The sequence below is a fragment of the Streptomyces sp. NBC_01546 genome (genome assembly GCF_045208355.1).
Classification (GTDB): Bacteria; Actinomycetota; Actinomycetes; order Streptomycetales; family Streptomycetaceae; genus Streptomyces.
This window is the reverse complement of sequence record NZ_CP109379.1, coordinates 7,043,577-7,062,911: the sequence shown is the minus strand read 5'-3', so window position 1 is coordinate 7,062,911 and position 19,335 is coordinate 7,043,577. Positions and strand designations below refer to the sequence as shown.

9 protein-coding genes are annotated in these 19,335 nt (G+C 72.4%); 6 read left to right on the top strand and 3 right to left on the bottom strand.

All coding sequences use genetic code 11. From position 1 onward, the window contains the following. Positions 1-26 precede the first annotated feature (26 nt). Genes OHA89_RS32230 through OHA89_RS32220 form a run of 3 tightly spaced genes read left to right on the top strand, consistent with a single transcriptional unit; the run spans position 27 to position 4,517 of the window. Positions 27-1,817, top strand: a complete 1,791-nt coding sequence (locus tag OHA89_RS32230; protein WP_266611255.1) for an ABC transporter ATP-binding protein — start codon at positions 27-29, stop codon at positions 1,815-1,817. A gap of 16 nt (positions 1,818-1,833) precedes the next feature. Next, a complete protein-coding gene (locus OHA89_RS32225; RefSeq protein WP_406367717.1) occupies positions 1,834-2,922 on the top strand; it encodes an ornithine cyclodeaminase family protein in 1,089 nt (362 codons plus the stop codon). Beyond that, a complete protein-coding gene (locus OHA89_RS32220; protein WP_266611252.1) occupies positions 2,919-4,517 on the top strand; it encodes an amino acid adenylation domain-containing protein in 1,599 nt (532 codons plus the stop codon). The genes OHA89_RS32225 and OHA89_RS32220 overlap by 4 nt, the downstream gene beginning before the upstream one ends. Here OHA89_RS32220 and OHA89_RS32215 read toward each other — a convergent pair. Beyond that, the gene (locus OHA89_RS32215) at positions 4,493-5,329 is read right to left on the bottom strand and encodes a putative nonproteinogenic amino acid hydroxylase (RefSeq protein ID WP_215144868.1); all 837 of its coding nucleotides are present in this window, start codon (positions 5,327-5,329) and stop codon (positions 4,493-4,495) included. The two genes, OHA89_RS32220 and OHA89_RS32215, sit on opposite strands and share 25 nt — an antisense overlap. A gap of 198 nt (positions 5,330-5,527) precedes the next feature. Here OHA89_RS32215 and OHA89_RS32210 point away from each other — a divergent pair, with 198 nt between their 5' ends. From OHA89_RS32210 to vioC, 3 genes are read left to right on the top strand one after another with little or no spacing between them, the layout of a single operon-like run. Continuing rightward, on the top strand, positions 5,528-12,583 hold the full coding sequence (locus tag OHA89_RS32210; protein WP_406367716.1) for an amino acid adenylation domain-containing protein: 7,056 nt from the start codon (positions 5,528-5,530) through the stop codon (positions 12,581-12,583). Continuing rightward, on the top strand, positions 12,573-14,213 hold the full coding sequence (locus OHA89_RS32205; RefSeq protein ID WP_406367715.1) for a condensation domain-containing protein: 1,641 nt from the start codon (positions 12,573-12,575) through the stop codon (positions 14,211-14,213). The genes OHA89_RS32210 and OHA89_RS32205 overlap by 11 nt, the downstream gene beginning before the upstream one ends. A 36-nt stretch (positions 14,214-14,249) precedes the next feature. Further along, complete coding sequence (gene vioC / locus OHA89_RS32200; protein WP_257557674.1) at positions 14,250-15,287, top strand: arginine beta-hydroxylase, Fe(II)/alpha-ketoglutarate-dependent; 1,038 nt, start codon at positions 14,250-14,252, stop codon at positions 15,285-15,287. A gap of 89 nt (positions 15,288-15,376) precedes the next feature. Here the strand turns inward: vioC and OHA89_RS32195 are convergent, their stop codons facing one another. Together OHA89_RS32195 and rsgA are read right to left on the bottom strand one after the other, a co-directional pair. Next, positions 15,377-17,809, bottom strand: coding sequence for a non-ribosomal peptide synthetase (locus OHA89_RS32195; RefSeq protein WP_406367714.1), 2,433 nt, complete (start codon positions 17,807-17,809; stop codon positions 15,377-15,379). Positions 17,810-18,094: 285 nt separating this feature from the next. After that, positions 18,095-19,195 carry a ribosome small subunit-dependent GTPase A gene (gene rsgA, locus OHA89_RS32190; RefSeq protein WP_257557672.1) on the bottom strand — a complete coding sequence of 367 codons (1,101 nt, stop codon included), beginning with the start codon at positions 19,193-19,195 and terminating at the stop codon, positions 18,095-18,097. Positions 19,196-19,335: the final 140 nt, after the last annotated feature.

Sequence of the window (19,335 nt, the reverse complement as noted above, 5' to 3'; positions counted from 1 at the left end):
GACAGCCGCTCTCAGAGGAGTGCCCAGTGAGTCTTCCGGTAGCCGACGCGAAGACGGTCCGCCGTCACGTACGGGGCCTGGTGCGCAGCCATACCGGCCTGCTGAGCCGCACCGTGCTCTGGTTCGTCCTCGCCACGGTCTGCGGTCTGGTCGTGCCCGCCCTGCTGGGCCGTCTGGTCGGGCAGGTGGAGAAGGGCATCACCACCGACCAGGTGGACATCACCGTGCTGACGATCGCCGGACTCCTCCTGCTCCAGGCCGCGTTCACCCGCACTGCCCGCCTCCAGGGGGCCAGGCTCGGTGAGCTGGTCCTGGCCGACATCCGCGAGGGGTTCGTACGGCGGGTCCTGACCCTGCCCCTGCACACGGTGGAGAAGGCCGGGGCCGGCGATCTGCTGACCCGCAGCACCCGCGACGTGGATGCGCTGTCCAGCGCCGTACGCATGGGGGCGCCGTCGATCCTGGTGGCGAGCCTCTCGGTGGGACTGACGCTGGTGGCGCTGGTCGTGACCAGCCCGATCATGGTCCTGCCGTGCCTCGTCGCCGTCCCGCTCATCGTCTGGTCGACCCGCTGGTACCTGGCACGTGCCCGGGAGGCCTACCTGGCCGAGGCGGCCGGCTACTCCGACCTCTCCCAGGGCCTCTCGGAGACGGTGACCGGCGCCCGCACCGTGGAGTCGCTGCACCGGTCCGGCCCGCGCATCCGCCGCACGGACGAGGACGTCGAGCGGGCGAACGGCGCGGAGCGGCGCACGCTGTTCCTGCGCAGCGTCTGGTTCCCGCTGATGGACTTCGGCTACGTGCTGCCGGTCGCCGCCACTCTGCTGTTCGGCGGCTTCTTCTACATCGAGGGCTGGGTGAGCCTCGCCGAGGTGACCGCCGCGACCCTCTACACCCGGGCCGTTATCGACCCGCTGGACGAACTCCTCGGCTGGCTCGAAGAGTTGCAGGTCGGTGATGCCTCGCTGGCCCGTCTGATCGGCATCGAGGCCGAGGCCGGCCCGGCGAGCGACTCCGGTCGGCGGCCCGAAGGCGACCGGCTGGCCGCGGAAGGCATCGCCTACGCCTACCGGACCGGTCACGACGTGATCGAGGACGTCAGTCTCAGCGTCGGATCCGGCGAGCGCATCGCCATCGTCGGCCCTTCGGGGGCCGGGAAGTCGACCCTCGGCCGCATCCTCGCCGGGATCCACGAGCCGCGTACCGGATCGGTCACGCTGGGCGGAGTGCCGGTCCACGAACTGCCGTTGGAAGAACTGCGCCGCCACGTCGCACTGGTCACCCAGGAACACCACGTGTTCCTCGGAACCGTGCGCGAGAACGTCGCACTGGCCGCGCCGGACGCCACGGACGAGCAGGTGACGGCGGCCCTGGCGGCCGTGGCCGCCGAGGACTGGGTCCAGGCCCTTCCCAGCGGCCTCGACACGGAGCTGGGCACCGACGAGAACCCCGTGTCGCCCGGCCAGGCACAGCAACTGGCCCTGGCACGGCTCGTCCTGGCCGATCCGCACACTCTGGTGCTCGACGAGGCCACCTCGCTGCTCGACCCGCGGGCCGCCCGCGACCTCGAGCGTTCGCTCGCAGGCGTGCTGCGCGGGCGCACCGTCATCGCCATCGCCCACCGGCTGCACACCTCTCATGACGCGGACCGTGTGGTCGTGATGGAGGCCGGCCGCATCACCGAGCAGGGAGCTCATGACGAGCTCGTCTCGGCGGGGGGCGCGTACGCCGGGCTGTGGGAGTCCTGGCACGGGCGCGGCCCGGCCTCTTCAAAATCCTCTGTTCCTACGCCTTCTTCGGACCAGCCCGCACACTGAGCGCCAGGAGAGACCCTTGCAAGCCGAGCGCACCCGCATAGTCGACGCCGAAGCCATCGCCACCATCGTCTCGAAGGTGGGACTCGGGCAACTCTACGATCTGACGATCGCCCGACTGGAAACCGTTCTCGCCACCGGCCGCGACGCACCGGTGGAGATGAAGCAGCGGGACGGATTCCTCATCGAGACACCCCATCTGGGTCTGCTGGAGTGGATGCCCGCGCTCCGGCACGGCGCCACGGTGTCCATGAAGATGGTCGGCTACAACCCGCACAATCCGACCAAGAACCAGCTGCCCACCATTCTGTCCACCTTGTGCGCCTTCGATGCGGACAGCGGCCACCTGCGGACGGTCATCGACGGGACCTTCGCCACCGCCATCCGTACGGGTGCGGCGTCCGCGCTGGCCAGCCGGGTGCTGGCGCGTCCGGACTCCGCGGTCCTCGGTCTCGTGGGCTGCGGCGCGCAGGCCGTGACACAACTGCACGCCCTGTCCCGGGTCTTCTCCTTCTCCGAGATCCTGGTGTGCGACGAGGACGTACGGGCGGAGAACTCCTTCGCGGCCAGGTCCCGGCTGCCTGCCGGGGCCGTACGGATCGCTCCGCTGGCGGAGATGGAGGAGCGGGCCGACGTGCTGTGCACCGCCACCTCGGTCGCGCCGTACGCGGGCCCTGTCATCCGGGGAACCAGCCTCAAGCCCTGGGTGCACATCAACACCATCGGCTCCGACATGCCCGGAAAGACCGAGCTGCCGCTGGAGCTGCTGCGCAACGCGGTCGTCGTCCCCGACCACGTGGCGCAGGCGCGAGCCGAGGGCGACTGCCAGCAGCTCGCTCCCGAGGAGATCGGGCCCTCGCTCGCCGAGATCCTCCTGGACCCGGAGGCGCACCGGAAGCTGTCCCCGGTCACCACCGTGTACGACTCGACAGGCCTGGCGCTCCAGGACCTCGTCATGGTCGAGGTGTTCGAGGAGCTCGCACGAGACCTCGGCGTCGGTCACCACATCGCCGTCGAGGCGACTGCCGACGACCCGCAGGACCCCTACTCGTTCCTGCCGGAGCCGGTCACCCGGTCCTGGGAGGGACAGCCGGGGGCACGGCGATGACCGCGGCGACCCCTCTCCCGGGGCACGCCGGGCCGGTGGTGGACACCGGCGTCTCCTCGGTCCTGGAGCTGATCGACCGCGAGGTGGCCGCGCACCCGGGGGCACCCGCGGTGCGCGAGCCGGGCCGGGAGGTCACGTACGCGGAACTCGACCGTCTCGCGGACACCGTCGCGGGCCGGCTCGGGCGCGACTTCGGCATCGGGCGCGGTGACACGGTGCTCATCGCCGCGCGGGCGGGAGCCGAGTTCACCGCGGCGGTCCTGGGCACGCTGCGGTCCGGGGCCGCCTACCTGCCGGTGGACACGACGTACCCGCCCGAGCGCATCGAGCAGATTCTGCGGGCGAGCAGCGCGGAGCTGCTGGTCATGGCCGATCCGGGGGCGCTGGACACCGGCGCCCCGGGGTTGCGGGCGACCGGTCTGGCGGGTCTGGTGGCACCGGATCCGGCGGGCAGCGCGGCGGCGGTCCGCCGGGCGCCGGAGCCGGAGGATCCCGCGTACGTCATCTTCTCCTCCGGATCCACCGGCAAGCCCAAGGGCATCGTCCAGACCCACCGCTGCCTGGCCAACTTCATCTCCTGGCAGGTGGACGGCTCCGGGCTCGGGCGCGGACGGCGGGTCCTCCAGGTGGCACCGCTGACCTTCGACGTGTCGGTCCAGGAGATGTTCTACACGCTCGCCTCGGGCGGGTGCCTGCACGTGCCCGAGCCCCATGTGCGGCGCGATCCACGGGATCTGATCGACTTCGTCATCGACGAACGCATCGAGGTCGTGGACTTCCCGCAGTCGCTCATCGACGTGGTCATGACGCTGCCGACCAACTTCGAGCACGCCCCGGACCTGCGCCACATCATCAGCGCGGGCGAGACGGTCCGGGTCACGGAGGCTCTGGAGGGACTGCTGACGCGCCGACCGGAGATCACCCTGCACAACCACTACGGGCCGGCCGAGAACCACATGGTGGCCAGCCACTCGATGAGCGGGGTTGCCGGCAATCTCGAGCCGAGGCCGCCGGTCGGGTCACTGGTGTGGAACACCTACGTCTACGTGCTGGACGAGGACGGCGTGCCGGTGCCCGACGGGGAGGTCGGGGAAGTGTACATCGGCGGTGCGGGGGTGGCCCTGGGGTACACCGATCCCGAGCTGAGCCGCACCGCGTTCGTGCCCGATCCGTTCCGTCCGGGCGAGCGGCTGTACCGCACCCGGGACCGGGGGGTGTGGCGGGCCGACCAGACGCTCCAGTTGCTGGGCCGGATCGACGACCTGATCAAGATCCGGGGCAATGCCGTGGAACCCCGGGAGGTGGAGGCGCGCCTCGCGGACTTCGCCGGGGTCAAGGACGCCGCGGCGTTCGCGGTGGTGCGGGCCGACGGGGCGGTGGAGCTGCACGCTGCTCTCACCGGTGATCCGCCGCCGGCCCCGGAACTGCGCCGGGCGCTGCTCGCAGCCTTGCCCGACTACATGGTGCCGGTGCGCTGGTGGCTGGTGGACGGCCTGCCCGTCTCACCCAACGGCAAGCTCGACCGCAAGGCCCTGCCCGGCCACGGGGCGCAGCCCCTGTCCCTGGTGCCTCACCAGTCGAAGTCCTCGCGGTAGCCGCGCTTCTCGATGCAGTACGTCCGGAACGCCTCGGCCTTCCGGACCAGTGCGTCGTCCCCGGTGCGCACGGCGGCTTCGATGAACCAGTCGAACGCCGCCGTCGCATCGGCCTGGCGCGTGAAGGGGACCGCGGCGAATTTCCGGAAGGAGGCGCGCAGGTTGGTGGCGTTCATATCGGCCGCGGAGGACAGCAGCTCCGCCACGTCGGCGTCCGAGACCGGAGGACGCGAAATGATGCGGACCGGCAGCTCGGACGGGATGGCGTTCTTGATTTCAATGGGGGCTTCGGCATCCGAGAAATCAAGGCACAGAGACAGCCTCGCGAGCGGTGAAACACTGCGGGCCGAGTGCGGAACTGTGGTGTGGATTTTCCAGACCTCGCCGCGCCGGAGGTGATAGACGATGTCGTTCTCGGAATGCAGGGAGTCCTCGTCCGTGCGCAGGGGTATCTGAAGCCTCGTACCCGGCTCGGAGAATTCTAGAAAATCGACATGCGGCGCGAGAATTCCGTCACTGAGGCCGAATACACGTACCCACTGCAGCCTCTCGAGGGGGAAGTTGTCGGTGACGAGCGACATGATCCCGGGGAGCTTCTTGCCCAGTTCAGTAAGGGTGAGCTGGCCCTCGTAGGGCCGGAAGGCCGTGTCCTTGCCGCTTCCTCCGGAGTTCGCGAGGACATGCGCGGACCAGTAACCGAAGGAGAATGCGTCGTACTCACCTCCGGCATCGTTTGAATCGATGACCGAAAGGTCTTCGGAAAGGTCGTAGGAATCGATCGGAAGCGTGGCGAGCCTTTGCGATTTGAGCATGCGAAATCCCGTCGGTTGGTGGGTGGATCGTGGTGCCGGACGTCGATGATCGGCAATCATAACGACCGAAGGAAGTGAGGGCAATGGTCGACTGTAGGCATCGGATTCATGATTGACAAGACTCATTTCCCTTGCGCAGGATCTTAAGGTGCCGTCAAGTTCTTCAGAACCATCGAAGGTATTGGGTGAGCGTACAAAATGCTGAGTGACAATGCCCTGAGTGAATCCTGGCTCGCCCGGTTGGCGGCCGGCCGCGGAGTTCCGTTCCTGGATGTCGTGTCCCCGGACGGAGCCACGCCGGAATGCGTCCTGGAACCCGCGGTGACCGAGCGGCTGGACGCCCTGTCGGGAGGCGACGCGACCGGCCTCCTGCTGCTGACCGTCGCGGCCACCCGGCTCGCGCTGGCCGCCCTCGACGGGGAACCCCGGCATGTGGTCCTGGTGCCCGTGCCCACCCCGTCGCCCGGGGCGGGCGCGGGGACCGGCGCGGACGCGGTGCCACGCGAGCTCGCGCTCTGCGCTCCCCTCGACCGCGCGGCACCGGCCTCGGCCTTCCTGATGGCGCTGCACACCGAACTCGAGTCCGCCCTGCCCCTCGCCTGGCCCGACCGGGAGGCGGTCGCCTCCCGACTGGCGCTCGCCGGTGTGCCCGTGGGCCGTGCTCTCGGCCGGCTCGGCGTCGTGTGCGAGGAGGCGGGCGGCAAGCTGCTGGAGCCTGTCGGCCTGTGCCTGACCCTGCGTCGGGCAGGCGGTCGGCTGACCCTGAGCGCCGAGGCGGACGGCGAGCTTCCGGTGGCCGCGGCAGCCCTTCTTCGCTGCACGGCGGCCGCCCTCGAGGAACTCGGCCGCTCACCTCGGCGGCCGGTCACGGAGCTGGACGTCCTCGGTCCCGCACAGCGCGCCGAACTGGAGCGGTGGTCGGGCCTGCCGGTCGTGGCGGACTTCGCCGACGCGACCCTCACCGGCATCGTCGACGACTCCGCGGACCGCTTCCCGGACCGCGAGGCGGTGTCCGACGGCACCGTGGTGTGGAGCCACCGGGAGCTGGGGCTGCGCTCGTCGCGCGCCGCGCGGTCGCTCACCCTCGACCACGGTGTGAAGCCGGGCGACCGGGTCGCGCTGCTGCTGCCCAAGAGCCCCGAACTCGTGCTGGCGGTGCTGGCGGTACTGCGGGCGGGCGCCTCGATGGTTCCCCTCGACCCCTCGCACCCGCCGGCGCGGGTCGCCCGTCAGCTGCGCCTGAGCGGGGCCGTCTGCGTCATCTCCGCAGAGGACGAACTGCCCGGACAAACGGACCTCCCCGTGGTGTCCCCGCAGGCCCTGGTCACCGCCGACGGCCCGGGGGCGGCGGCCGGACCGGATCCCGAAGACGAAGCCATCCTCTTCTTCACCTCCGGATCGACCGGCCTCCCCCGCCCGGTGGCGCTCACCCACCGTCAGCTCGCCCACAAGACCCTCGCCTCGGGTCGGCTCCTCGGTTTCGACGAGGAGAGCCGGTGCGCCCTGCTGTCGGCGGTGACCTCCGACGCCCTGACGTACCAGATCTTCACGACGCTCGCCGCGGGCGGCTGCGTGGTGGTCATGGACTCACCCCAGACGCTCTCGCCCCCGGAGTTCTGGGCGGCGACGCGACGCCTGCGCGTGAACGTCATCAACTGTGTTCCCTCCCTGCTCGCCGTGATGGCCGAAGGGCTGCCCGCCGGAGCCGCCGAAGAAGTCCGCATCTGCCTGCTGGGCGGCGACGAGATCCCGGCGGGGCTCCTGCCCCGGCTGGCGGACCGACTGCGCGTGGGCACCTTCGGCAACCTGTACGGGCCCACCGAGGCCACCATCGAGGCGACCACCTTCACCTGCCCCGGATCGGCCTTCCCCGAGTTGACCACCGTCCCGGTCGGCAGGCCCACCGAGGGCTTCGGCGTGCTGGTGCTCACCCCGCACGGGGACCACGCGCCGCCCGGCATCCCCGGCGAGATCCACGTGCTCGGCCCCGGCGTGGCCCGTGGCTACGCCGATGACGAACCGACCGGCCCGGGGCGGTTCTGCGAGCTCCCCGCGCATCCCGGCGTCCGGGTGTTCCGGACCGGCGACTTCGGCCGCTGGAACCGCCGGGGCGAGCTGGTCTTCCTGGGCCGCCGGGACAACCAGATCCAGATCCACGGCAACCGGGTCGAGCTCGGCGAGGTGGAGGCGTCCCTCAGCGCCGTCCCGGGCATCGTCGCCGCCACGGTCCTTCCCTTCACCGCCCCCTCGGGACCGCCGGCAGTCGTGGCCGTCTACACCTCGGACCAGGGTCTCGAACCGGCCGACGTACGCCGCCGGCTGGAGCTGCGCCTGCCCGGCTACATGGTCCCGGGCCGCATCCTGCGACTCGACGAGCTGCCCGTCACCCTGCACGGCAAGATCGACCGCGTGGCCATCCTGGCCCATGTGGCGAGCCTGGACGGGCAGGTCTGGCAGCCTGCCGACGAAGCCGACCGCACCGCCGCCCGGATCTGGGCCGACGTGCTCGGGGCCGCGCCGTGCGCCGGGGACGAGGACCTCTTCGCGGCGGGCGGCCACAGCCTCACCGCCGCCGTCCTCGCGGGCCGGCTCGGCGCGGCTGCCGGCGGCGGCGTGATCACCGTCCGCGACGTGTTCACCGCCCGCACTCCCGAAGGGCTCGGCGCGCTGCTGCGCCGCGCCGCGGCCGACGGATCTGCGGACCCCGCCCCCCGGACGCCGTGGCCCGAGACCCCGGACCCCGTCCCCGCGAGCAACGCCCAGCGCCGGATGTGGTTCCTCGAACAGTACGAGGGCGGGGAAGTGCGCCCGTACAACATGGTGGAGGCCTTCCGGCTGCCCGGCGCCCACGAGGCGGCCGACGTGGCGGAAGCGCTGGAGCGGACGGTGCGCAGGCACCAGGCCCTGCGCACCGTGTTCGACGCCGACCCCGACGGCCTGCGCCAGATCGTGCTGGCTCCCGAGCGGGCCCGGCCCGGGCTGCGGGTCCACCGGGCGGGCGCCGAGGGCGCCGCCGGTCTGCTGCGGCGCATCGCCGATGCGGAGCAGCGCCACGTGTTCGACCCGGCCGAGGGTCCCCTGCTGCGTGCCCACTGGATCGTCGAGGACGGGCGCCCCGGCGGCACGCTCCTGCTGTCCGTTCATCACAGCGTCTGCGATGGCTGGTCGTTCGCGGTGATCCTGCGCGACCTCCAGCGGTTCCTGAACGGCAGGCAGCAGGTACCGGAGCCCACTCAGTACGGTGCGTACGCGCTCGGTGAGCACGCCCGCGGGGACGACGCGCAGAGCAGCGCGTTCTGGCGGCGCACCCTGGACGGCGCGCCGAGCGTGGACCTGCCGCTCGACCGCCACCGGCCGACGGAGCGCAGTTCGGCGGCGGGCACGGTCCGGCTGACGCTCGGCGAAGGCACGACCCGGTCCGTGCAGGACCTGTGCCGGCGGCTCGGCACCACCTCGTTCACGGCGATGGTGGCCGCCGTCCGTGTCCTTCTGCTGCGCTGGAGCGGGGCCGGCGACATCGTGCTCGGCACGGTCGTCTCGGGCCGTGACCGTCCCGAACTGGCCGACTCCGTGGGGCTGTTCGTCAACACCGTGGCGCTGCGCACCGCGATCGCGCCGGAGCTCGGTTTCACCGATGTGGTCGCCGCGGTGGCGGCGCACGCGCAGGAGGTCCGCGCCCACGAGGAGTACCCCTTCGAGAACCTCGTGGAGGCGATGGGGCGCGAACGGATCACGGGCCGCAATCCGCTCTTCGACGTGCTGGTCGAGGCCTCCGTCTCCGGTACGGACCCGCTGGGCACCGAGGAGGGCCCGGCGGTCGAACACATCCGGCTGGACAGCGGCGCGGAAGGGTTCGACCTCTCCTTCGCCTTCAGCGAACCCGGCCCGGACCGTCCGATCGAGGTGGCTGTCACCTACCGCGAGGACGTACTGGACGCGGGGACCGCGCACCGGCTCGCCGGCCAGCTGGACCGCCTCCTGACCGCGCTTGCGGACGCCCCCGAGGCCCCCGTCGGCACGGCCCCCCTGCTGCCCGACGCACAGCGGGCCGCGCTCATCGCGGCCGGTACCGGGGAGAGCGCCTCTGCCGAAGGCTCCGCGGGCACCCTCCTCGACCTCGTACTCGCCCAGGTGCGGCGCGCGCCCGAGGGCCGGGCGGTCGTCTGCGGCGACCGTGTCCTGACCTACCGTGAACTGGACCGCCGGGCCGATGCCCTGGCCGCCCGGATCGCGGCGGTGGCGCCGACCGGCCCCGACCGCGTGGTCGCGGTGCTGTGCGAGCGTTCCGAGTGGATGCCGGTCGCGTTGCTCGCCGTACTCAAGACCGGTTCGGCGTTCCTTCCCCTCGATCCGCAGCAGTCGCCGGCCCGGCTGGCGCGGGTGCTCCGCGACAGCGGGGCGGTCGCCGCCGTCACGTCGGCGGACTTCACGCGGACCACGGCCGCCGAGGGCCTGCCCACGGTGACCGTCGGCGACGCGCCCGAGGCCGCCGCGGTCCGGGACGAGCCACGACCGCTCCACCCCGCCGGCCCCGCCGACCTCGCGTACGTGGTGTACACCTCCGGCTCCACCGGAACGCCCAAGGGCGTCATGGTGGAGCACCGCGGGATAGTCAACTCCGTCCGCTTCCGCATCGACCACTACGGCCTCGACGCCGGTGGGGCGGTCCTCCAGGTCGATCCGATCCACGCCGACGCCGGCATCGCCGACGTGTTCAGCGCGCTCGGTTCGGGCGCACCCATGGTGATCGTCACCCGGGAACAGCTGCTCACGCCGGAGGATGTGGCCGCGGTCGTGCGGCAGCACCCGATCCGCCATGTGCTGCTCGTGCCGAGTCTCTACCAGATGCTGCTCGACGAGGTCGGCCCGGCGTTCCGCGAGGTGCGCGAGGTCGTGCTCGGCGGGGAGCGGGTCACCCGGGCGCTCGCCGCCCGGCATGCCGAACTCCTTCCCGGCGTACTGCTGTTCAACGAGTACGGCCCGGCCGAGGACAGTGTGGTGACCACGGTGGAGCCGGTGGACGTGACAGGGGCCCCCGGCACGCCGGACACCCGGTCCGGGACGGCTTCCGGTGACGCCTCGATCGGCCGCCCGCTGCCCGGCAAGTGGGTGGACCTGCTCGACGAGCGGGGCGGGCTGGTGCCGCTGGGCGCTCCGGGCGAACTGTGCATCGGCGGAGCGGGCCTGGCCCGCGGCTACCTCGGCGACCCCGAGCTGACCTCCGCCCGCTTCGTGACCAGCCGGGTACGCCCGGGAGAGCGCATGTACCGCACCGGCGACCTGGCCCGACGGCTGCCCGACGGACGCCTGGAGTACCTGGGCCGGGCCGACGACCAGCTCAAGATCCGGGGCAACCGGGTCGAGCCGAACGAGGTGGCCGCGGTCCTCGCCGAAGCCCCCGGTCTGCGCAACGCAGCCGTGCTCCCGACCACCGGCGCCGAACCACGGCTGGTCGCCTACGTGGTCGGTGAGGCGGACCCGGCGGCGCTCCGCCGGCACCTCGCGGAACGGCTGCCCGCCTTCATGATGCCCGCCGCCTTCGTGTACCTGCCCGCCCTCCCGGTGGCCGCGGGCGGCAAACTCGACCGCCGGGCGCTGCCCGCGCCCGACGAGGCCCTGGCCGCCGCGGAATCCCCCGCTGCCGCCCGGCCGTTCACCCCGGCCGAGCAGCACGTCGCCGACGTGTGGACGCAGATTCTGGAGCGTCCCGTCACGGACCCGGACGCAAATCTGTTCGAGCTGGGCGGCCACAGTCTGACCGCCGCGCGCATCGCGCACGCCCTGCACGTCAAGGTGCGCACCGTCTTCACCTTCCAGACCGTGGCCACACTCACCGCGGCACTGGAAGGGCAGTCGGCGAACGCCGCAGCTGAGCGGGGCCCGGTCGCGGGGCCGTCCTCGGAGGGCGGGTTCCTGCCGCTGTCCCGGGCACAGCGCCGCGTCTGGCTGACCTCACGATGGGCGGGCTCGGACACCTTCGTCATCTCCGACCTCGTACGGCTGGGCCGCCGGATCGATGCCGGCGCGCTCCGCAGCGCCCTCGATGCCGTCGTCGAGCGCCAGGACATGCTGCGCGCGCAGGTCCTGCCCCGGGGAACCGACGCGGAGCTGACCGTGCTGGACCGACTGCCGGACGGCGCACCGCTGGTCGTGGTGGACCTGCCCGGCGCGGACCCCTCCGGGCCGGAGGTCGCGGCCGCACTGCAAGACGCCCGGCGGGTCGGCTTCGCCCTCGACAAGGCGCCGCTGTTCGAGGTGCGGCTGCTCGCGGGGCCCGTCGGCGGTGATCTGCTCACTGTCACCGCACACCACCTGATCTACGACGGCGCGAGCGTCGACGTGCTGCTGAGCGACCTGTTCACCGCGTACGAGCAGGCCGTCGCGGGCGAACCGCCGCGACTCCCCCGACTCCCCTACACCTACCAGGAGTGGGTCCGTGAGGAGCAGGAGTGGCTGGCCGGTCCCGAGGCGGAGCGCCAGCTGGAGTTCTGGCGGGAGCGGCTGAGCGGCGTCGCGGAAGGGCCCGATCCCGTGGACCCGGCCCGCCGCCGCAGCCGCCGGGGCCGGACCGGACAGGTTCACCGGTCCCTGCCCGCAGACGTGCTGGGCGGCGCCCCCGCGACCCCGTTCGCGCAGGTGGTCACCGCGTTCGCCCTCACCGTGCACCAGCACACCCGGGCCACCGACCTCGTCGTCGGTTTCGCCGCGGGACTCCGCCACCGGCCCGAGGCAGACGCCCTGATCGGCTACCTGGCCAACGCGGTGCCCCTACGGGTCACGCTGGACGACGCGGTGACCGGACGCGAGTTGCTGCCCCGGGTCCAGATCGGGATCCTCGAGGCCTACGAACACTCCCGGCTGCCCTTCGACGTGCTCGCCCAGCGGCTGGCCCTGCGCGCGGCACCCGGCCGCAGCCTGCTGCTCGACTTGGGCGTGAGCTGGGAGAACGCGGGCCTGGGCCCCGAGAGCCACGTGGTCGAAGACCTGCCGGCGAACGATCTGCCCGCGACCAGTGACCTCTGGCTGTACGCACGCATCAAGGGCGACACCCTGCACCTCGACCTCACCTACGACGACAACCTGCTCGACGAGGCGGAGGCCGGCGCCTACGCCGATCATGTCGCCGCGGTGCTGCACACCCTGGCCACCGGCCGGCCCGTACCGCCCCCCGGGCTCCCGTCACCGACCGTGCCCCCGACCCCCGAGCCGTCCGCACCCGGCCCTGTTTGGAGCGACACACACTATGACTTCTGACACCGCCCTCAGGCACACGGACGACCCGGCCATGACCGGACCCGACCTGACCCAGCGGCTGTGCGAGCTGTTCGCCACGACACTCGAAGTGGACGACGTCACTGCGGACACCGACTTCTTCGTCGCCGGCGGACACAGCCTGTCCGCGCTGGACCTCGCCGTGGCCGTGGAAGTGGCCTTCGGCGTGCGGGTCCGCGTACGGGACATCTTCGACGCCGCCTCGCCCGCATTGCTCGCGGCCCGGCTGGCCGACCTCGCCCCCGGCACCGTGGAACCCGCCGAGCCGTCCGCCTCCGCCCCGCGCCCACAGCCCGCCACCGCGCTGCCCGGAACCGAAGTCGCCGAAGCCACGCGCTGGCTGTGGCTCGAACGGCAGCGCGGGGACGGCGACTCCGGGGCCTACACGGTGCCCTGTCTGCTGGACGGCGAGGGTGCCGTGGACGTCGACAGGCTGGCGGCGGCGTGGGCCGGCCTGGGCCGGCGCCACCCGGCGCTGCGCACCGTCTTCGTCGAGGCCCAGGGCGAACCGCGGGCGCTGGTCACCGACGACCTGCCGCCGCTGGAGGTCATCGACCTGCGCGGGGACGACCCGGCCGGGACCCGGTTCGACTCCTTGGTGGACGAGCGCCTCGCAGTGCCGTTCGACCCGTCGACCGGCCCGCTCACCCGGACCACCCTGTTCCTGCGCGCCGACGCCCGGTGGTCGCTCCTGCTGCTCGCGGACCACCTCGTGTGCGACGGACGCAGCCTGGAGGTCCTCGCCACGCAACTCGTGGCCGCCTACGCGGATCCGGCTGCCGTCGGGCCGCCCGAGGACCGGCCCGCTCACCGCCCGACCGATCAGGAGGCCGCGCTCGACCACTGGCGTGGCGTGCTACTCCCCCCTCCGGCGCCACTGCCCCTCCCGGTGCGCGGTCCGCGGACGCAGCGGGCCGGCAGCGCCACCGGCATCGCCGTGCGGGAGATCGGCCCGGACGTGCTGCGACAGCTGACGCACCTGGGCAGGCGGCACCACGCGGGCTCGTTCGTACCGCTGGCCGCCGCCGTCGCCCGTACCCTGGCGGGGATCACGGGCAGCACCGACATCTGCCTGGGCACCCCCGTGGACCGGCGGGCCCGACTCGGTGCGAACGACGCGGTCGGCTTCCACGTCGCGACCGTCCCGCTGCGGCTCGAAGTCCGGGACGGGACTTCCGCGGACGACCTCGTCCAGCAGGTCGCGCAGCGCACGGTGGACGCGGTGGACCACAGCGAGGTGGCCTTCGACACGCTCGTGGCGGCGCTCGCTCCACCGCGTTCCCCCGGACGGCCGCCGTTCTTCGACGTGTGGGTGGCCCTGTATCCCCGCATCGACACGGGACCGTGTCCGCCGGACGGGATCGCCCTGCGCGGCGGGCCGATACCCCAGCGCGTCGGCATGTTCGAGCTGTCCTTCCAGTTCGTGGAACACGCGGACGGCATGCGGCTGTGGCTCCAGTACGACACCGAGCGCTACGCCGCGGACACCGCCGAGCGGATGGCCCTGCGGCTCGAAGAGGAAGTGGCCCGCCTCCTGCGTGACCCCGCGGAGCCCGAACCCGAAGCGGCGCCGGAGCACCGGGCCTTCGGCGGCTTCCGGTTCGATGCCTGACCCGACCTGTTGCCCCCGCACATGAGGAGATCAACCATGACGACGTCTATCGAGCCCCGGACCGGGACAGAGCTGCGGCTGACCGCGGCCGAGGCCCGGCAGGTGTCCGAACTGACCCTGCGCCTGGCCGGGCAGTACCGCGCGGCCGACGACGAACGGCTGCTCCAGGACCTGCCGTTGCTCACCGGCGAGCTGCCCGTCCGGGTCCGGCGCTTTCTGCGGGCCTTCTCCCTCGACCAGGCCCGCGGTTTCTGCGCGGTCAACGGCCATCTCGTGGACGACGAGCGCATCGGGCCCACGCCCGCGCACTGGAAGGACGAGACCCGGATCCACCACGAACTGCCCGAGGAGATCCTCGTCCTCCTCTACGGTTCGCTGCTCGGCGAACCCTTCGGCTGGGCCACGCAGCAGGACGGGCACCTGGTCAACGACGTGTTCCCGATCCGCCAGTACGAGCACGAGCTGCTCGGCACGGGCAGCAAGACACCGCTGACCCTGCACACCGAGGACGCCTTCCACCCCTACCGCGCCGACTACATCATCCTGTCGGCGCTGCGCAACCCGGACGCCGTGCCGGTGACCGTCGCGGAGGCGGACTTCTCCGAACTGCCGCAGGACGTCCTCGACGTCCTGTTCCAGAGCCGGTTCCACATCGTCCCCGACAAGTCGCACCTGCCGGAGAACAACACGGTGCGCACCGACGAGGACCGGCTGGTCTTCGAGAACATCGCGCGCCTCATCGACGGGCTCGGCCCGGTGCCCGTGCTGACCGGCTCCCGGGCCCACCCCCTGCTGTGCTTCGACGCGACACACATGTCGGCGCCCGAGGACGACCCCGAGGCCGTACGGGCCCTCGCGGCGGCGGCGAAGCTGCTCGACGCCGGCCTGACCGACTGCCCGCTCGAGGCCGGCAGTTGTGTCTTCATGAACAACCACCGGGTGGTGCACAGCCGCAGTGCGTTCGAGGCGCGCTACGACGGCACGGACCGCTGGCTCAAGCGGGTCAACGTCACCCACGACCTCCGCAAGTCCCGTGCCATGCGCCGGTCCGTCGGCTCCCGCCTGATCGGCTAGAACCTGTCCGGGTGACCGCACAGCGGAACGCCACGCACTGTGCCCGGGGCGCGAGCGCCCCGGGCACAGTGCGTGGCGTCTCGGCGCCGCTACGCCTCGTGGTCCGGCTTGGCCTTCCGGATCAGCTGGGTGACCTCGCGGACCGTGGGGGTGTCGAAGAAGTCACCCATGTCGATGCTCACTCCCAGCTCCTTCTCGATGGCGTCGATCACGGAGATCGCGAGCAGGCTGTGCCCGCCCTCCTCGAAGAAGTCCCCGTCGGGGGCGATCGGGCCGGAGGCGAGGACCTCCGCGAAGATGGCCCCGACCTTCGCCTCCAGCTCGTCGCCTCCCGCTCCCGTCCGCGACGGGGAGGACGCGGGTGCCGGGGCGGCGTCGGTCTCGGCGAGACGCACCAGGGCGCCCCGGTCGATCTTGCCGCTCACCATCCGGGGCAGCTCGTCGATCAGCGTGATCGAGGTCGGCACCATCGCGGGCGGCAGGGCGGCATTGGCCCCCGCCCTGATCTCCTCCACCGTGGTGTCCACGGCTTCCAGCCAGGCCGCCAGCGCCGGAGCGCCGTCGGGGCCGCTCACCACGGCGACCGCCGCCTGCCGGACTCCCGGGAGCAGTCCCAGCACGCTCTCCACTTCACCGGGCTCCACCCGGTGGCCGCGTATCTTCACCTGGTCGTCGGCCCGCCCGGTGAACTCCAGCATTCCGTCCGGACGCCACCAGACGAGGTCCCCCGTGCGGTAGCTCCGTCCCCCGGGCGCCCCGGCGTCGGCCACGAACGCCGCCGCCGTCAGCTCCGGCCGGTTGCGGTATCCGTCCGCGAGCCCGTGACCCGCCAGCCTGAGCTCTCCGACGAATCCGATCGGCAGGACCCGGCCGTCGCCGCCGGTCACGGTGGCGACGGTGTTGGCGACGGGCCACCCGATCGGGAGGCCGGGTCCGGCGTCCGTGCCGTGGTCGAACGCGGTCGCGCCCACCGAGCTCTCCGTCGGGCCGTACTCGTTGATCAGCCGTACTGCGGGCAGCAGTTCGTGGTGGCGGCGCACCAGATCGGGCGTCGTGGCCTCGCCGGCGACCGTGACGGCGCGCAGTGAGTCCGCGGCACGCGGGAGTTCGCCCAGCAGGACCCGGTAGAGGCTCGGGACGTTCGTGAGGTGGGTGATGCGGTGCTGCTGCGCCAGCTCGGCCAGTTGACGCGGCAGCAGCTGGTGCGTGTCCGCGAGGACGAGGCGCCCGCCGGAGGCCAGCACCGGGAACAGGTCGGCGACCGAGCTGTCGAAGGCCAGCGACGGCAGTTGCAGCAGCCTGGTGTCGAGGTCCAGCCCGTGGTTGCGCACCTTCCAGTGCACATAGCTCGCGATGGCACGGTGCCGGATCTCCACGCCCTTGGGCCTGCCGGTCGACCCCGAGGTGTACACCACGTACGCGAGGTCGTCCGGGAGCGGCCCGGACCAGCCCGTCGCGGGCTCGACGGCGGGGCCGCCGGCCGCCGCCTGGATGTCGATCACCGGGGTGGTGAGGCCGGCGGGCAGCCCGGCGAGCAGGTCGGGCGCGGCGAGGACCGCTCCGCACTCGGCGTCGTCGAGGATCTCGGCCAGCCTCGAGGCCGGTGACCTGGGGTCGAGCGGAACGTAGGCCGCGCCCGCGAGCAGGGTGCCGGTGATCGCCGGCACGGCGTGGATCGTCTTGCCGGTGAGCACCCCCACCCGGTGTCCCCGTCCGATGCCCGCCGCGTGCAGACGCGCCGCCACGGCCTGCGCGGCCTGCCAGAACTCGCGGTACGTCAGGGTCTCGGCGCCGGCGACGACGGCCGTACGGTCCGGGTACGCGCGGACCGTCTCCTCGATCGGCGCCGTCAGCGTCGTGGGGACGCTCTGGGGTTCGAAGCCGCGCCGGCCGAGCGCGGTGGCCGCCGCCACATCGTCCGCCGCGGCCGACGGCAGCGCGGCGGCGGGGCCGTGCGGATCGGCGAATCCGGCCAGGACCCGGGACACCGACCGAAGCAGGACTTCCAGGAACCATGTCTCGGCGCGATCCGGTCCGGCCTCGGCCACGAGTTCGCGTACGCCGTCCGCACCGGGTTCGGTCAGGCTCAGCTCGATGACGTCCCGCCGGGACGCACGGGCAGCGGGGCCGGCACCGACCCGGGCCGAGCGGACCAGCACCGCGCCGGTGAGCGCCGCTTCCCCGTCGGCCACCACGGGCGCCGACCGCAGTGCCGAGTCGGCGGCCCGGATCAGATCGCCGACGGTGGACCGGGCGGTGAGCCCGATCCCGGCCAGTACCGGCCCGGCCGGGCCGGACACGGCCACCACCGGCTCGTCGGTGTGCTCCGCCGCACCGACCACCACTGCCGTCGCCGCGGTGAGGGCGACCAGTTCCTCCAGGGGGCGCCCGCCGGAGACCTTGGCCAGGCCGTCGACGGCGGCCGCGGTCAGCGCGAGTCTGGCGTGGGCCCGCGCCGGCTGCGCGGCACCCGTGCGGCGGGGGCGGATCGTGGTGGCGGGCACAACAGAGTCGGACGTCATGGGCACGTTTCCTTGCTCGAGGACGAATGAAGACAACTGCCCGTCGGCCAAGCGGCGTTCGCCACGGCGTGTGGACCGCCATGGGTTTCGAACACCGCATCGGGCACGTGCGGGCACACCGTCACCGAGGTGGGACGCGAACGGACCGCGCACCGGCGGGCCGTGGCCGAGCCGGTACGCGGGTCACCGCTGACACCACAGGGTGCCCATGCACTTGTTCAGGCCGGAGTACCGGGCGGCCCGCGACTCGGGCGCCCGGTACTCCGGCCAGGCCGCTGCCTCGCGTCAGCCGCGCTTCGCGATCATGTTGGCCATGCCTTCCTTGCCCTGCGTCTTCAGCGCCTTGAGGCGCTCCTGGCGCAGGCGGGCATCGCTCCGCGAGGCGATCCACTGGTTCTCCCGGATCAGCTTGTGGTAGCTGTCCAGGCGGCGCTGCTGCAGCATGCCGTCCTCGATGGCCTCCTGTACCGCACAGCCGGGTTCCGCAACGTGATCGCAGTCCCGGAACCGGCAGTCCTCGGCGAGCAGCTCGATCTCCGAGAACGTCTGCTGGAGGCCGTCTGCGGCGTCGTACAGGCCCACGCCGCGAATACCGGGAGTGTCGATCAGCACACCGCCGCCCGGCAGGGGCATCAGCTCGCGGGTCGTGGTGGTGTGGCGGCCCTTGCCGTCGCTCCTGGTCTGCTGGGTCTCCATCACGGAGCGGCCCAGCAGTACGTTGGCGATGGTGGACTTGCCCGCGCCCGACTGTCCGACCAGGACGCTCGTCCCCGTCAGAACGGCCGCGAGGATGTCCATGCCGTCGTCGGTGGTGGCGCTGACGACCAGGACGTCCACCCCGGGCGAGGCCTGTTCGACCGTCTCGCGGACGCTCTCCGCGTCCTCCGCGAGGTCGGACTTGGTGAGGACCATCACCGGCTGCGCTCCGCTCTCCCACGCGAGGGCGAGGAACCGCTCGATCCGGCCGAGGTCCGGCTCCGTGTCCAGGGCCACGACGACGCCGATGGTGTCGATGTTGGCGGCCAGCACCTGGCCCTCGGAGCGCTGCGAGGCGCTGGAGCGGACCATCGCCGTGCGACGCGGCAGCAGCGCCTGGACGTACGTGCCGGCCGCACTGGCCCGGACCGCCACCCAGTCGCCCGTGCAGGGCATCTTCATGGGGTCGGGGTCCGCGACCGGACCTGTGTCGGCGTGGACGACGGTCACCTCGGTGTCGCCGTCGGCGATCACGACGTCGCAGCGGCCCCGGTCGACGCGGATGACCCGGCCGGGCACCCACGAGGCGTCGGCAACGGAGGCGAATTGGTCGTCGAGCTCAGGGGACCATCCGTAGGCCTCGAGCGGCCGCGGGTAGATCGAATCAGCCGATGTCGATGAGTGACGCAACGCGATGAGCCCTTCGGGAGGTGTTTCCGGCCGGCGCACGCAAGTCGGGCTGCGCCGGCTGCTGAACAGGGGGCGGAGGAGTGGGGCTGCTCTTCGGGCGCGGCTACGACGGTGGTGACATGCGGGTCGCCCACCTCGGC

Bases quoted from the DNA above. Each gene is read 5' to 3' on its own strand.
- OHA89_RS32220 (WP_266611252.1), top strand. From the start codon at position 2,919: ATGACCGCGGCGACCCCTCTCCCGGGGCACGCCGGGCCGGTGGTGGAC.
- OHA89_RS32215 (WP_215144868.1), bottom strand. From the start codon at position 5,329: ATGCTCAAATCGCAAAGGCTCGCCACGCTTCCGATCGATTCCTACGAC.
- OHA89_RS32210 (WP_406367716.1), top strand. From the start codon at position 5,528: ATGCTGAGTGACAATGCCCTGAGTGAATCCTGGCTCGCCCGGTTGGCG.
- OHA89_RS32205 (WP_406367715.1), top strand. From the start codon at position 12,573: ATGACTTCTGACACCGCCCTCAGGCACACGGACGACCCGGCCATGACC.
- vioC (WP_257557674.1), top strand. From the start codon at position 14,250: ATGACGACGTCTATCGAGCCCCGGACCGGGACAGAGCTGCGGCTGACC.
- OHA89_RS32195 (WP_406367714.1), bottom strand. From the start codon at position 17,809: ATGACGTCCGACTCTGTTGTGCCCGCCACCACGATCCGCCCCCGCCGC.